The organism is Sphingomonas sp., assembly GCF_019749955.1.
Classification (GTDB): domain Bacteria; phylum Pseudomonadota; class Alphaproteobacteria; order Sphingomonadales; family Sphingomonadaceae; genus Sphingomonas.
In genome coordinates, this window is record NZ_JAIEPC010000010.1 from 1 (window position 1) to 14,183 (window position 14,183).

A 14,183-nucleotide genomic window follows, 5' to 3' on the forward strand; every position below is an offset into this window, starting at 1 on the left:
TGGTCGAAGGCGCTCGCCTGGAAAGTGAGTATACGTCAAAAGCGTATCGAGGGTTCGAATCCCTCCCGCTCCGCCATTTCAGTCAATTAAATATATAATAATAAATGAAAAATCACCGATAGAGAAAATGCGTCCCCACATTCATCCCCACATATTGGACGGGCTGGCGCGTCACGCCGTCCGCCCTGCGTTGATCCATCGCCAAGTGCGAAGTGCAACAAAGCCGAGTATCCACATCGCCGCGACGGCGAACGCAGCGCGTTGAGCGGCAACAAAAGTCTGTCGTTGCGCCTCTCGGTCAGCCGCAGTTTCCCCGGCATCCCAGCATATTTGATCCGCAGGGCTCAATCCGTTCGCGTTCAATCGCTCATTGCCGGGTGCAGGCGGGTCAGTGATTGGCCGCTCCTGCTGGCGCCTGATGTCGGCAATCGTGCAAGCGGTGATTGCCTTTTGCCGTGCGGAAAAGACTTCTGATTCCATGTCACTATATCCGCTCAAAGCTGCAACCGGAACAATCAGTACCGATGCGACGAGGCCAGCTCGTGCAGGAACGCCCCATCGGTCAAAGTGGTGCATACCGCTGTGAAACCGCATCGCACTTTCCCATGTCCGCCGCTCCGCCCAACCAGTCGGGACGGTTGATCGCACGTCGGACACAGGTGAAGACGCGCCCCGCGTATTCCCCTAGGGTATTTTATTCCACGGGCCGCCCGACCCTGAGGGTCGAGGACCTGTGTCCACCGCACGATGCGGGTCATCCCTACCGATCAAGATCGGAATGACGGGGAGACATTAGGCGCGTTAGACCGCTGTGAGCAAACGGCCCGCGAAGGGTAACACGATAAATTCTCTGTTTGTTCGGGTGAAAGGGCAATTATGGCCCCTCGGGTCGACCGCTAATTTTCGAACTTTTCCAAGGGAGCAGTCCTAGGCCGTTCAGCCGCACTGGCCGAATGGCAGTCGCTTGCTAGCTAAGCGTCGCTCCAAAAGCCCGATCTGCATCGTCGAGAGACGGGTTCACACAAGACTGACAGCACCAACGCGACATCTTGATCAGGGACCTCACCGGCGGATTTCCATCAGGGCCAGCGGTAAACACGCCGCACAAACAGGCCGGACATATGAAAGCAACCGATCAAACCCATCCTGACGAAAGCCCTTGCCAAAGGGGGCGTCCACATATGAATCACATCAGCGCGTCCGTGTGAATCCCTCTTCGACTCATATCGGCCGCAAACCGCTCTAGGTCGCGAAACTGGCTACGGCGTTGTGTCGGAATACTGAGAATAAGTGCTGCCTTCGTTGTCATTGCGGCACTGAGATAACCGGCGCTATCCAAACTAGAAATGTCGCCTTAGGAGCTATTTTTCTTATCTTTCCAACCGGCACACAAACCGGCACAATAACCGGCATGGATGTCAGCTCAATGGAACCCATGCTGCCCGCCGAGGCCGAGCGTTCGCTTGATGATGTGACGTTTGAGCTGGTGCGCGAAGCGTCGATGTTGGCGGGGCGGGTGCATCCGATCGTGCAGGAGGCAATCGGCGCGCTGGTGCGGTCGATGAACTGCTATTACTCGAACCTGATCGAGGGGCACGACACTCATCCGCGCGATATCGATCGGGCGCTCGTGCAGGATTTTTCGGTCGAGCCTCGCAAGCGGGCGCTGCAGCTGGAAGCCGTTGCGCATATCGACGTACAGCGGCGGATCGATCTTGGGGATGATCCGCAGGACTGGCCCGCGAGCCGCGCCTATGCCGAATGGCTGCACCGCGCCTTTTGCGAAAAATTGCCCGACGAACTCCTGTGGGTGGAAAATTCGGACACGGGCGAACGGTTGCGCGTCGTGCCGGGCGAACTCCGCCAGCGGGAAGTGATGGTCGGTCGTCATCTTCCGCCCGAGGCCGATGACCTGCCGCGATTCCTGGCGCGGTTCGAGGAGGCCTATAATCCGGTACGGCTCAACCAGATGCGCCAAGTCGAATCAGTCGGCGCGGTCCACCACCGGCTGCTCTGGATTCACCCTTTCCTCGATGGCAACGGACGCGTGACACGGCTAATGAGTCATGCGCTCTTCAAGCGCCTGGGGATCGGGACGAGCCTCTGGTCGGTCTCACGCGGGCTTGCCCGGGATGCGCATCGGTACAAGGCGCTGCTTGCGGTGGCGGACGGCCCGCGTCGTGGTGACCGCGATGGGCGGGGCGCGCTCACGCAGGCAGGGCTGGTCGAGTTTTGCGATTTCTTCCTGCGGACCTGCGTCGATCAGGTGCGCTACATGGCCTCAATCCTCGAGCCGCAGGAACTGCTGCGGCGGATCGAAGCCTATGCCGATGACGAGGCGCGCGCCGGTCGGTTGCCGAAGGGAGCGTTTCCCATCCTGCGCGAGGCTTTGCTGACCGGCGAATTGTCGCGTGGCGATGCGGGGCGGCTGACAGGCTATCAGGAGCGCAAAGGCCGCGAGGTCGTCGCGTCGCTACTGGCGAATGGTTTGTTGGTTGCGACGACGCCAAGCCATAAGTCTGCGGTGCGGCTGGGCTTCCCCATTGACGTTGTCGAGCGCTGGTTTCCTCGGCTATATCCCGTGGGGCTATCGTAACGGATGGCGCCGACATCGGCGGACATCAGTGGATTGCAAATTCGGCCGGTGGGAACGATTTTGGGCTAGCGTAGCAATGCCGCCACAAAGATGGTTTATTTACAATATTTTAGTTCGGATAGACGGCACCCTCCCGCTCCGTCATTTGTCACCGAGGTGCCCTCAGGGTCTCGACGAGGACGCTACCCCATCGTCGGGATGACGAACGCGTTCGACCCGTCGGGCGCGCCGTCGGGCCAGCGTTGGGTAATCGTCTTGATCTTGGTCCAGAATTTCACGCCTTCGGGGCCGTGCTGATTGGTGTCGCCGAACGCGCTGCGCTTCCACCCGCCGAAGGTGTGGTAGGCGACGGGCACCGGGATCGGCACGTTGATGCCGACCATCCCGACGTTGACGCGCGCGGCGAATTCGCGCGCGGCATGGCCGTTGCGGGTGAAGATCGCGACGCCATTGCCGTACTGGTGCTGGCTGGGGAGCGCGACCGCTTCCTCGAAATCCGCCGCGCGCACGATCTGGAGCACGGGGCCGAAGATTTCCTCCTTGTAGCTTTCCATGCCGGGCTTGACGTGATCGAACAGCGACGGGCCGATAAAAAAGCCTTTCTCATGCCCCTGAAGCGTGAAGCCGCGCCCGTCGACGACGAGTTCGGCACCGTCGTCGACGCCCTTCTGGATCCAGCCTTCGACGCGGGCCTTGTGCGCGGCGTTTACCACCGGGCCGTAATCGGCGTCCTTGTCGCTCGACACGCCGATCCGCAGCTTGGCGATGGCGGGCAGCAGTTTGGCGCGCAGCCGCTCGGCCGTCTCCTCGCCGACCGGCACCACCACCGGCAGCGCCATGCAGCGCTCGCCCGCTGACCCAAAGGCCGCGCCCGACAGCTCATTGACCACCTGATCGAGATCGGCATCGGGCATGACGATGCCGTGGTTCTTGGCGCCGCCCATTGCCTGGACGCGCTTGCCCGCCGCGACCCCGCGTCGATAGACATAATGCGCGATGTCGGACGATCCGACGAAGCTGACCGCGCTAATCGCCGGATGATCGAGGATCGCGTCGACCATTTCCTTGTCGCCGTGGACGACCTGAAGGATGCCCGCAGGCGCGCCCGCTTCCTGCATCAATTGCCCGAGCCGCACGGGGACCGACGGATCGCGCTCCGACGGCTTCAGGATGAAGGCATTGCCGCACGCAATCGCCACGCCGAACATCCACATCGGAATCATCGCCGGGAAGTTGAACGGGGTGATGCCCGCGCCAATACCAAGCGGCAGCCGCATCGAATAGACGTCGATCCCCGGCCCCGCGCCTTGGGTATATTCGCCCTTCATCGCGTGCGGGATGCCACAGGCGAATTCGATGACGTCGAGCCCGCGCTGCACATCGCCCCGCGCATCGGCGACAACCTTGCCATGCTCGGACGAGAGGAGTTGCGCTAGCTCGTCGATATTGGCTTCGACCAGCCGCTTGAATTCGAACATCACGCGCGCGCGGCGCTGCGGGTTGGTCGCGGCCCAGCCGGGTTGTGCGGCTTGTGCGGCCGCCACCGCGCGCTCTAGATCGGCCGCCGTCCCCAGCGTCACTTGCGCCTGCACGCTGCCCGAATTGGGATCGAACACATCGGCGAGGCGGGTCGCGCTGCCGCCAGTCGCCTGGCCGACCCCGGCAATGTGATGATCGATGATACGCATGGTCATGTCCTGGTGGTTGAGCGGACTCTATGCCGCCGCCAACGACGGCAAACAATGGCTAGATGCGCGCCATAAGTGCGCGCGGTCGCCTGAGCCGTTCCTCGCGCGGGCAACGACCCCAGGGCTCTGGCGAGCAGCGTGACGTTGGTCAGCTACTCGCTGATCGTCCGTGTTTCTCCTTGCGCATCCGCCGCAATCGCTGCCGCGCTGAAGGGCAGTCGCACGAACTTCTTCGCCGAATAGAGCCGGGTCTGGTCGGCATAATGCGGCGAGGCGGGATCGGTCGATTGCGAATAGCTGAGCACGGCATCAGCGACTGGACCCGCATCGTCGAACGTCACGACCTGGACATAGCTCGACCCGTGATAGGGCACGAAGCCACCTGCCTCGGGCGCGCTCTGCTGGACGTTGAGCACCCCGAGCAATCCATCCCCGCCATGGACCGGGATATGCTCGGCGCCGCGCACCGCGAATTGCGTCTCGCCCCAGCGTGCATCAAGCTTCATGCCGCCCGCGAGGAGCCGCGCCTGCGTGTCGGCGAGCGCTTTCAGCAGCTTCGTGCCCACCTCGCCGCTCGTCACCAGCCCGCGCGGGGTGTGGACCGGATCGGCGGGATCGAACGGCACCTGCCACAGCCCGGCGATACGGCTCGCGGCAGGCCAGAACGCGGCGAATACGCCCGCACCCCGGCTATCGACATTGTAGCGGCCATCCCAAAGCGCCAGCGCCGCGCAGGCCTGCGCCACCTCGGGCTTGCCCGCGCACAGCGCCCGCACCGGATCGAGCGCGAGTTCAGCCGCGAGACTCTTGTTGGCGAACGCCATTTGTTCGGCTTTGGCCTGATCCACCTTGGTCCCGCCCAACCCGTCGCTGCCGTCGAACCGCCGGGCGAGTTCGACCAGACCCGATCGCGTGCGCAGTGTGCGCTGCGTGCCCCATGTCCCCAGCACCGGCGACAACTGGCGATAGGGTGCGCTGGCATTGCTCAGCCAATAGCTGTCGTTCGAATTGGCGACATAATCGCGCCGTTCCCAGATCGCCTGCTCGCTCGCGGGCATCAGGCGCTTGGCAGCCGTGCCGGGGGTGTCGTCCCAGTCGCAGGCCGAACGGCGCCCGTCGAGCAGCACGAAGCGGTTCGCGACCGCCGCCGACGTTGGCGTCGCGCAGTCCTTGGCCTTGGCGATCGAAACATTGGGGGCGGCGGTCACATCGGCATGCAACACATCGCCGTTGCGGTCGGCAGCGATGGTGTTGACCCACGGAATGCCGAGCGTCGAGGACACGGCAGCCTTCACCTCGGCGACCGACTTGGCCTTGCCGATCGCGATCCACGCCGTGATGCTGCGGTCATTGTCGTAATTGGCGTCGCGCATCGCATAGGCCTTGTCGGCCTTCCACCCGAGCCCCAGCAGCGGGATCGTCAGCATCGGCCCGAAGCGGCTGGCATAGAGCGTGCGCGTCACCGGTGCTTTGCCATCGGGCATCGGCACGCTGACGTTGATCGTGCGCATTTTCTCGGGCTTGCCGTCGACCAGATAGGTCGTCGGGTCGCTCGGATCGAGTTGCAGCTCGAAGCCGGTGAAATGCTGCGCGGCGGTGACGGTATGGGTCCAGGCGACATCCTTGTTGAAGCCAAGCGCGACGAGCGGCGTCCCCGCCAGCCCCACGCCCATCACGTCGATTTCGCCCGGAATGGTGACGTGCATTTCCCAGAAGCGCGACGGGCCATTCCACGGGAAATGCGGATTGCCGACGACCAGGCCCTTGCCGGTCGTGGTCGCCTCCGCCCCGAACGCCCAGCCGTTACTGCCGAAACCGATGTCGCGGTCGCCCGGAAAAGTGTCGGGGAGGCTCGCTGCCTGCGGCTTGCCGGGGGGCTGGGCATTGACGATGAAGGCAGCGAGCGCGAGCGAACTCGCCAACAGCACCTGCTTTTCGCCGATGCGCAGCATGTCGTCGGTGGTGATGGGGCGCACCCACGGCTTGCCCCGGCATGCTTCTGGCACGCCCGCCGGGCCGCGGTCCTTCAACAGCCGGTTATATCCAGCGGCGTAACCGGCCAGCAGCGCCATTTCACGCGGTGGACGCTTGGCGAGGCCGCGCTTGAGTGCCGGCAAGTCGATCATCGCGCGGAAGAAGACATCCGACGACAGATTGTCGATCTTCTCGAACCCTAGCGTGGCTTTCTCGGTCGGCCCCCAGAAGCGCGAGCGGTCGCCCGCGACGGTCGCGAATTCCTCGGCCAGCAGGCACAGATTATCCTCGGCATAGGCATAGCCGATGCCATATCCCGCGCCGCCCCAATTGGCTGCCTTGATGTGCGGAATGCCATAGCTGGTGCGGGTGATGGATGCTCTGTAGCGTGGCCCCTTGGCCTGCGCCGGTGCGCCGATCAGCATTGCCAGCGCGAGTGCGCCGAGAGCCGTTTTCCGCATATCTGCCTCCCCATTGGTCGTTGGCCGGGACGCTAAGCGCGTTCGCGGACCGAGGCAATCGCACGCCGCGCTTGCCCCGGCGAGCGCCGCCCGCCAAGCTGGAACGAATTCGGGGGGAATCAAATGACCTATTGGAAAATCGCGCTCGGGCTTATTCTCGTATTCGGCATCGCGGCGGGCGCGTTTTTCTTCTTCGTTTCGCCGCCCCGCCAGCTCGATCTGATCGACGGCATGATGGCAAACGAAGGCGAGTCGGCGCGTGTGGCCGAGGGCGTGCGCTTCGGCGACCAGCCGCGCCAGCAGCTCGATGTCTGGGCACCCAAGAATGCAGCGGGCAAGAAGCTGCCGGTGCTGATCTTCTATTACGGCGGATCGTGGCGCTGGGGCTCGCGCAGCGATTATGGCTTTGTCGGTCGCGCCTTTGCCGCGCGCGGCTACCTCGTGGTGATCCCCGATTACCGGCTGGTGCCGCAGGTGCGCTTCCCCGCCTTTGTCGAGGACAGCGCGCTCGCGGTGAAGTGGACGCGCGACCATATCGCCGATTTCGGCGGCGACCCCGCCCGGATCGCGGTCGCGGGCCATTCGGCGGGCGCTTATAACGCCGCCATGGTCGCACTCGACACGCATTATCTGCAAGCGATTGGCGTCGATCCCAAGATCATCCGCGCGGGCCTGCTGCTCGCGGGGCCGTTTGATTTCTACCCGTTCGATGGCCCTGCCACCACAGCTGCGTTCGGCGCTTGGCCGCGCCCGGCCGAGACGCAGCCGGTCAGCTTCGCGCGCGCCGATGCGCCGCCGCTGCTGATCATGCAGGGCACCGCCGACGATGTCGTCAAGCCGCGCAACGCGCCCGCCCTCGCTGCACGGCTGAAGGCTGCGGGTGCAGTGTTCGAGCAGCGCGATTATGCGGGTGCCAATCACAATGACCCGATCATGGGCCTGTCCAAGCCCTTTCGCAGCAATGCCTCGACCCTCGCCGACAGCCTGGCGTTTCTCCAGAAGCACGATCATTAGCCTTTGAGCCCTTCACCTTGACCCGCTTGTTTCGAGCGACGTCGAGAAACAGGCTACAAGCGGTGCGCAGCGTGTCTCGACTTCGCTCGACACCAACGGGGCTGGGGAGCACGGGGGATTCACGCGGTCCCGTCGGCGGGGCATTGCAGCGGGGCCGACCGCCACCCACATCGCGTTCATGAGCGAACAATCGATGGTGTGGCACGGCACCACAATCCTATCCGTGCGGCGCGGCGGCAGCGTTGTTGTCGTTGGCGATGGTCAGGTCTCGATGGGCCAGACCGTGATGAAACCCAATGCGAAGAAGGTGAGGCGGCTCGGCGACGGTTCGGTGATCGGCGGGTTCGCCGGCGCGACCGCCGATGCTTTCACGCTGTTCGAGCGGCTCGAGCGCAAGCTCGAACAGCATCACGGTGCGCTGCTGCGCGCGGCGGTTGAACTCGCCAAGGACTGGCGGACCGACAAATACCTCCGCAACCTCGAAGCGATGATGATCGTCGCCGACAAGGATGTGACGCTGATCCTGACCGGCAATGGCGACGTGCTCGAACCCGTGGGCGGGATCGCCGCGATCGGCTCGGGCGGCAATTTCGCGCTTGCCGCCGCGCGGGCGCTGACCGATTATGAGCCCGATGCGGAGACGCTCGCGCGCAAGGCAATGAAGGTCGCGTCGGACATTTGCGTCTACACCAACGAAAATCTGACGATCGAAGCGCTCGACAGCGCGACGTGACAATGACAACCCCTCACCGTCAGGAGTTCCGCCGCTCTTGGTCCCGTCCGGGGGACGGGACTGCGGCGAAACTGGGCAGGGGTGGGGGATGCCTCGCAGAGCCAAGTGCTTGTGGAAGCCCCCCACCCCAAACCAGTGCAGGGTGAAATTGCCCCCAGCAATTTCAGTCCGTGCTGGGAGCACGAACGGCCCTGCACTCCTGAAGGGGAGGGGCTTGACCCAAGAAAGAACCCCATGAACGACGCCCTTACCCCCAAAGCCATTGTCGCCGCACTCGACGCGCACATCATCGGCCAGACCGACGCCAAGAAAGCCGTCGCCGTGGCTTTGCGCAATCGCTGGCGCCGCCAGCGGCTCGGCGCTGATCTGCGCGACGAAGTGACGCCCAAAAACATCCTGATGATTGGCCCCACCGGCTGCGGCAAGACTGAAATCAGCCGCCGTCTGGCGAAGCTGGCCGATGCGCCGTTCGTGAAGGTCGAAGCGACCAAATTCACCGAAGTCGGCTATGTCGGCCGCGACGTCGAACAGATCGCCCGTGATCTCGTCGAGGAAGCGGTACGGCTCGAAAAGGAACGCCGCCGTGTCGCGGTGAAGGACAAGGCCGAGGAAGCGGCAATGGCCCGCCTGCTCGATGCGCTCACCGGCAAGGGCGCGAGCGAAGCGACGCGTGAAGCCTTCCGCCAGCGTTTCAAGGACGGCCATCTCGCCAACACCGAAATCGAAATCGAAATCGAACAAGCGCCACAAATGCCGTTCGACATGCCCGGCGGCGCGCAAATGGGCATGATCAATCTGGGCGACATGATGGGCAAGGCCTTCGGCCAGCCGCCGCTCAAGCGCCGCAAGCTCGGCGTCCCCGCCGCTTGGGATAAGCTGGTGGAGGAAGAAGCCGATAAGCGGCTCGACCAGGACGAAGTGTCGCGCGCGGCCCTCGCCGATGCCGAGGCGAACGGGATCGTCTTCCTCGACGAAATCGACAAGATCGCGGTGAGCGACGTGCGCGGCGGCTCGGTCAGCCGCGAAGGCGTCCAGCGCGACTTGCTGCCGCTGATCGAGGGCACCACGGTCGCGACCAAATACGGGCCGATGAAGACCGACCATATCCTGTTCATCGCGAGCGGGGCGTTCCACGTCGCCAAGCCCAGTGACCTGCTGCCCGAGCTGCAAGGTCGCTTACCGATCCGCGTTGAGCTCAAGGCACTGACCGAAGCTGATTTCGTCGCGATCCTCTCTGACACCAAGGCATCGCTGACGACGCAGTATAAGGCGCTGCTTGCGACCGAAGGCGTCACGGTCGAGATCACCGATGACGGGATCGCGGCTGTTGCGAAGATCGCTGCCGAAGTGAATGCCGAGATCGAGAATATCGGCGCACGGCGTTTGCAAACCGTGATGGAAAAATTGCTCGAAAGCGTCAGCTTCGAGGCCGAAGACCGGCGCGGCGAGACGGTGGTTGTCGACGCCGCCTATGTCGAGCGCGAACTGGCGAGCATCGCGCGGAACACCGACCTCAGCCGGTTCGTGCTTTAGGATGGGCCAATCGATGCGCACCCTGATCGTTTTGGTTGCCGCTGGGGCGATGATGTTCAACCCCGTCGCCGCCGGCGCGACGCCGACCCGCGATGAACAGCGTGTGCTCGATCTCGATCAGGCCTGGGCCGATGCCGAAGTCGCGCATGATGCCAATGCCTTGCGTCGCATTCTCGACCCGCGCTTCGTCGCGACCTTTGGCAGCGCAGCGCCAGTCGATCGCGAGGGGTTCATCCGCGCCGTGCTTGCGGTGCCGCGCGATCCGACGCTGACGCAACAATTGGGCGAGCGGATGGCGCGCATTGATCACGACACCGCCCTGGTGACCGAGACGGCGACGGTCAGCAGCGGCGCGCCGACGTTGCGGCAAGTGACGGTCTATCGGCTGACCGTGGTCTATGTCCGGCGCGGCGACGGCTGGCGGGCAATCGCGGTGCATTCGGCGATCGTGCCCACGACGCGCTGATCTTGCGCAGCGCGGCTATGGCTTCGGCGCCGTCTTCACCTTGTCGTAGGGCGTGAAGCTTCCCAGGATACAATAAGCGGACGGGAACCCCGAATTGCGGTTGACCACGCGGAACCGGTCGAACTTGCAGAGCTGGTCGCCATAGGCTTCGACCACCAGGATTTCGTTGTCGCCCAGCGCCGGGCAGGCATCGGCCATTTCGTTACGCCAGATACGCGCGCCCGACTGGCGATAGAGGATGTTGCGACTGTCGATGATCTCGGGGCCGTTGACGCGGCTGGCGGAAATGCACGTCTCGGGCTTGCCCGCCACGCGCCCCGCCAGCGCCTTGGCGAGTTCGGGCGAGAGTGGCGCCGCGTCCTGCGCCATCACGGTGGCCCCACCGGCGAGCGCAGTGGCGGCCAGCGCGACAAACCAGCGCGCCATCACTGCGTCTTTCGATAGGGAATGAAATCGCCGAAGGCGCAGCCGCCGGTTATGTTCTGGCTGATCGCGTCAAAGGTGGTCGCGATCTGGCCGCGGCACAGCTGGCTCTGATAATTCTGCGTGAGCAGCACGTCGCCGCGCTCAACGCCGGTGCAGCCGGTGGTGTCGTTGCGATAGATTACGCGGCGGTTCTCGGAATAGAGCAGCGTGTCGCCCACCCCTTGCGTCCGATATTGGCGCGTGAACTGCGGCAGGCAATTTTGCGCCGGGCCGGGCGTATAGCCCTTCAGCAGCCGGGCGAGCTTGATCTCGTCGGCGGCCTTTCGATCGGCGACCGCTGCTTGTTGGCGCGGCGCATCGACGCAGCCCATGACGAAGATCAGGGGAATGAGGACAAGACGGCGCATCGCTGGCTCCTGAAGCAAGCTATCCCCCGCGACAGCTTATAACGCATTCAGCCGCGGAAATCATCCTTTCCTCGCCACAGCGTGGCGTACGCCGCGACGGTTTGCGCGCGCAGGGACGGATTGGTCACCCGTTCCGCGCCAATCGTGGTCGGCACCGTCGCTTCGCCCGCGGCGCGTACGTCGGCCAATATGGTGGTGGCCAACGTCGTAAATCAGTGCGCCATTACTGTGTCTTGCGATAGGGAATAAAATCGCTGAACTCGCACCTGCCCGTCTCGAGTTGATTGATTGAGTCATAAGTAATTCCGAAATGCCCGCGGCACAATTCACCTTCAACATTTGGTATGTATATAGTGTCGCCAACCGAGACACCGGTGCAGCCGGTGGTGTTGTTGCGGTATATTACGCGGCGGTCCGTCGAATAGAGCAACGTGTCGCCCACGACTTTCGTCTGATAGTTGCGGAAGTGTGGCAGGCAAGATTGCGCCGGACCGGGCGTATAGCCTTTCAGCAATCGGGCGAGCTTGATTTCGTCGGCGGCCTTTTGAGCGGCGACCGCTGCTTGTTGGCGCGGCGCATCGACGCAGCCCATGACGAAGATTAATGGAATTAGGACAAGACGGCGCATCGCTGGCTCCTCACGCAAAACATCCCCCGCCAAGGCCCATATTGCATTCAGCCGCGAAAATCATGCCTTGCTTTTCGCAACTGCGCGAACGCGTCGATGCATTCTGCGCGCACGAAGACATTGGTCGCGCGTTCGATACCGATTGTGGTCGACGCCGCCTATGTCGACCGCGAACTCGCCAGCACCGCACGCAATACCGACCTCAGCCGGTTTGTGTTTTAGGACTTCGGCGCGGGCTTCACTTTGTCATAAGGCGTGAAGCCCCCCAAGATGCAATAGGCCGAGGGGATGCCCGAATTGCGGTTCACGACGCGGAAGCGGTCATATCTGCAGATCTGATCGCCATAGGTTTCGATCACCAATATATCGTTGTTGCTCAGGGCCGGGCATCTATCGGTGAGCTGGTTGCGCCAGATCCGCGTACCCGATTGACGGTAGATAATGTTGTACGCGTCGATGACCTCGGGCCCGTTGACCCGGCTGCCGGTGATGCAGTTTTAAGGCTTGCCCGGCACCCGGCCTTCGAGCGCCTTCGCAAGATCGGGCGGCAACTGCTCGCTGTCCTGCGCCAAGGCGCTCTCCGCTCCGGCGAGCGCAATGGCGGCGAGCGCGATCCGCAACCTGGCCATTAGGGGTTCTTTCGATAAGGCACGAAGTCGCCGAGCGCGCAGCTACTCGACTGGAAACCGGTGAACGTGTCCACGGTGGCCGCAATCTGGCCACGGCATAACCGCGTCGAAAAATTGCTCGTTATCAGCGCATCGCCGCGCGCAACGCCCGAACAGCCGCTGGTGTCGTTGCGATAGATAACATCGCGGTTGGCGCTGTACAGCAACGTGTCGCCGACACCTTCGGTATGATATTGCGTCCTCTGGGCTGGCAGGCAGCTCTGGGCAGGACCTGGGGTATAGCCGCGCAGCAGTCGGGCGAGCTTGGTTTCGTCGGCGACTTTTCGATCAGTAGGGATGGCCGCTTCGCGGGGCGTTGCTGCACAGCCCGTGGCGAACAGCAGCGCGATGAGGACAAAACGGTGCATGGCGATCTCCTTACGCAGCCAAAGCCCCACACGTCCTAATACCGCATTCAGCCGCGAAAATCATCCTTTTCCTGACGCAACCGCGCGAATTCCTCGACCGAACCCGCCCGCAAAAACGGATTGGTGGTGCGCTCGACGCCGATCGTGGTGGGAACGGTCGCCCTCCCCGCCGCACGCGCTGCCCGCACCGCGACCATGCGTGCAACGAGCGCCTGATTGTCGGCATCGACGCTCAGCGCAAAGCAGCCGTTCGATTCGGTATATTCATGCGCGCAATAGATGGCGGTCGCATCGGGCAGAGCGGCATAGCGCTGCATATTGGCGAACATCTGCGCCGCCGTCCCTTCGAACAACCGCCCGCAGCCCATTGCGAAGATCGTGTCGCCGACGAAGATCGCCGCATCATCCGCAAACAAATAGCTGATGTGTCCTGCGGTATGCGCCGGGGTTTCCATCACGACGGCCTGATGCGCGCCGAGCGTCACGACATCGCCCTCAGCCACCAGCCGGTCGGCGGTCGGGATGCGCGCCGCCTCACCGGCGGGGGCGATGACGGGAACGCCATGCGCCGCCTTCAGCGCAGCATTGCCGCCGGTGTGATCGGGGTGCCAATGCGTGTTCCAGATCGCGCTCAGCCGCCAGCCGCGTGCTGCCAGCACCGCTTCGACCGGCTCGGCTTCGGCAGGATCGACGACCATTGTCTCGCCCGATGCATCGTCATGCACCAGCCAGATATAATTGTCGGACAGCGCCGGGATGCGGACGATTTCCAGCGCCATTACCAATGCCCCGTATTTTGCATCGATGCCCAGGGTTCCTGCGGCGGCAGATGGCCGTCCTGCAGCAATTCGATCGAGATGTTATCAGGCGAGCGCACGAACGCCATATGGCCGTCGCGCGGCGGGCGGTTGATCGTGACGCCCGCGTCCATCAGCCGCTGGCAGGTGTCGTAGATATTGTCGACGCGGTAGGCGAGATGACCGAAATTGCGGCCCTCGCCATAAACTTCGGCCTCGCCGTCGACCGGCGGCCAGTTGTACGTCAGCTCGACCTGCGCGTCTTCGTCGCCGGGTGCGGCGAGAAACACCAGCGTGAAGCGGCCCTGTTCGCTGTCGAAGCGGCGCTGCTCCTTCAGCCCCAGCAGCTCGAAGAATCTGACCGTCGCATCGGGATCGCTGACCCGAATCATCGTGTGGAGATATTTCATGCGCGCTCCTTGCA

18 protein-coding genes are annotated in these 14,183 nt (G+C 63.4%); 6 read left to right on the top strand and 12 right to left on the bottom strand.

What is annotated here, in order from left to right:
- Positions 1–171: 171 nt before the first annotated feature.
- Entirely contained in the window at positions 172–594 is a 423-nt protein-coding gene (locus K2W81_RS03060; RefSeq protein WP_294101181.1) for a hypothetical protein, read from the bottom strand.
- Between the two features lie 817 nt (positions 595–1,411).
- Between K2W81_RS03060 and K2W81_RS03065 the strand changes: the two genes are divergently transcribed.
- Positions 1,412–2,596 (top strand): Fic family protein, encoded by a 1,185-nt coding sequence (locus tag K2W81_RS03065; protein WP_294101183.1) that lies wholly within the window; start codon positions 1,412–1,414, stop codon positions 2,594–2,596.
- 182 nt (positions 2,597–2,778) lie between these two features.
- Here the strand turns inward: K2W81_RS03065 and K2W81_RS03070 are convergent, their stop codons facing one another.
- Positions 2,779–4,284 (bottom strand): CoA-acylating methylmalonate-semialdehyde dehydrogenase, encoded by a 1,506-nt coding sequence (locus K2W81_RS03070; protein WP_294101252.1) that lies wholly within the window; start codon positions 4,282–4,284, stop codon positions 2,779–2,781.
- A 152-nt stretch (positions 4,285–4,436) separates the two neighbouring features.
- Entirely contained in the window at positions 4,437–6,719 is a 2,283-nt protein-coding gene (locus tag K2W81_RS03075; protein ID WP_294101186.1) for a penicillin acylase family protein, read from the bottom strand.
- 123 nt (positions 6,720–6,842) lie between these two features.
- On the opposite strand from K2W81_RS03075, the gene K2W81_RS03080 reads away from it, so the two are divergent.
- The 4 genes from K2W81_RS03080 (at position 6,843) to K2W81_RS03095 (ending at position 10,465) form a co-directional block, all read left to right on the top strand.
- Positions 6,843–7,733, top strand: coding sequence for an alpha/beta hydrolase (locus K2W81_RS03080; RefSeq protein ID WP_294101188.1), 891 nt, complete (start codon positions 6,843–6,845; stop codon positions 7,731–7,733).
- Between the two features lie 178 nt (positions 7,734–7,911).
- Positions 7,912–8,466 (top strand): ATP-dependent protease subunit HslV, encoded by a 555-nt coding sequence (gene hslV, locus K2W81_RS03085; protein ID WP_294101190.1) that lies wholly within the window; start codon positions 7,912–7,914, stop codon positions 8,464–8,466.
- 234 nt (positions 8,467–8,700) lie between these two features.
- Positions 8,701–9,999 (top strand): ATP-dependent protease ATPase subunit HslU, encoded by a 1,299-nt coding sequence (hslU, locus tag K2W81_RS03090; RefSeq protein WP_294101192.1) that lies wholly within the window; start codon positions 8,701–8,703, stop codon positions 9,997–9,999.
- Between the two features lie 13 nt (positions 10,000–10,012).
- Positions 10,013–10,465, top strand: coding sequence for a nuclear transport factor 2 family protein (locus K2W81_RS03095; RefSeq protein WP_294101194.1), 453 nt, complete (start codon positions 10,013–10,015; stop codon positions 10,463–10,465).
- Between the two features lie 15 nt (positions 10,466–10,480).
- On the opposite strand, the gene K2W81_RS03100 is transcribed toward K2W81_RS03095, so the two are convergent.
- From K2W81_RS03100 to K2W81_RS03115, 4 genes are read right to left on the bottom strand one after another with little or no spacing between them, the layout of a single operon-like run.
- The gene (locus tag K2W81_RS03100; protein ID WP_294101195.1) at positions 10,481–10,891 is read right to left on the bottom strand and encodes a DUF6491 family protein; all 411 of its coding nucleotides are present in this window, start codon (positions 10,889–10,891) and stop codon (positions 10,481–10,483) included.
- Entirely contained in the window at positions 10,891–11,298 is a 408-nt protein-coding gene (locus K2W81_RS03105; RefSeq protein WP_294101196.1) for a hypothetical protein, read from the bottom strand. The genes K2W81_RS03100 and K2W81_RS03105 overlap by 1 nt, the downstream gene beginning before the upstream one ends.
- Before the next feature lie 47 nt (positions 11,299–11,345).
- The gene (locus tag K2W81_RS03110; RefSeq protein WP_294101197.1) at positions 11,346–11,501 is read right to left on the bottom strand and encodes a hypothetical protein; all 156 of its coding nucleotides are present in this window, start codon (positions 11,499–11,501) and stop codon (positions 11,346–11,348) included.
- A 20-nt stretch (positions 11,502–11,521) separates the two neighbouring features.
- Positions 11,522–11,926 carry a hypothetical protein gene (locus K2W81_RS03115; RefSeq protein WP_294101198.1) on the bottom strand — a complete coding sequence of 135 codons (405 nt, stop codon included), beginning with the start codon at positions 11,924–11,926 and terminating at the stop codon, positions 11,522–11,524.
- Positions 11,927–12,022: 96 nt separating this feature from the next.
- Here K2W81_RS03115 and K2W81_RS03120 point away from each other — a divergent pair, with 96 nt between their 5' ends.
- A complete protein-coding gene (locus K2W81_RS03120) occupies positions 12,023–12,148 on the top strand; it encodes a hypothetical protein (RefSeq protein WP_294101200.1) in 126 nt (41 codons plus the stop codon).
- On the opposite strand, the gene K2W81_RS03125 is transcribed toward K2W81_RS03120, so the two are convergent.
- The 5 genes from K2W81_RS03125 to K2W81_RS03145 all read right to left on the bottom strand — a co-directional run bounded on the left by K2W81_RS03125 (position 12,145) and on the right by K2W81_RS03145 (position 14,169).
- Entirely contained in the window at positions 12,145–12,285 is a 141-nt protein-coding gene (locus tag K2W81_RS03125) for a hypothetical protein (RefSeq protein ID WP_294101204.1), read from the bottom strand. The two genes, K2W81_RS03120 and K2W81_RS03125, sit on opposite strands and share 4 nt — an antisense overlap.
- Positions 12,286–12,423: 138 nt before the next feature.
- Positions 12,424–12,555: a hypothetical protein gene (locus K2W81_RS03130; RefSeq protein ID WP_294101207.1), complete on the bottom strand. Its 132-nt coding sequence runs from the start codon at positions 12,553–12,555 to the stop codon at positions 12,424–12,426.
- Positions 12,555–12,962 (bottom strand): hypothetical protein, encoded by a 408-nt coding sequence (locus K2W81_RS03135; RefSeq protein ID WP_294101209.1) that lies wholly within the window; start codon positions 12,960–12,962, stop codon positions 12,555–12,557. The genes K2W81_RS03130 and K2W81_RS03135 overlap by 1 nt, the downstream gene beginning before the upstream one ends.
- 47 nt (positions 12,963–13,009) lie before the next feature.
- Complete coding sequence (gloB, locus tag K2W81_RS03140) at positions 13,010–13,741, bottom strand: hydroxyacylglutathione hydrolase (RefSeq protein WP_294101211.1); 732 nt, start codon at positions 13,739–13,741, stop codon at positions 13,010–13,012.
- Positions 13,741–14,169, bottom strand: coding sequence for a VOC family protein (locus K2W81_RS03145; protein WP_294101214.1), 429 nt, complete (start codon positions 14,167–14,169; stop codon positions 13,741–13,743). The genes gloB and K2W81_RS03145 overlap by 1 nt, the downstream gene beginning before the upstream one ends.
- Between the last annotated feature and the right edge of the window lie 14 nt (positions 14,170–14,183).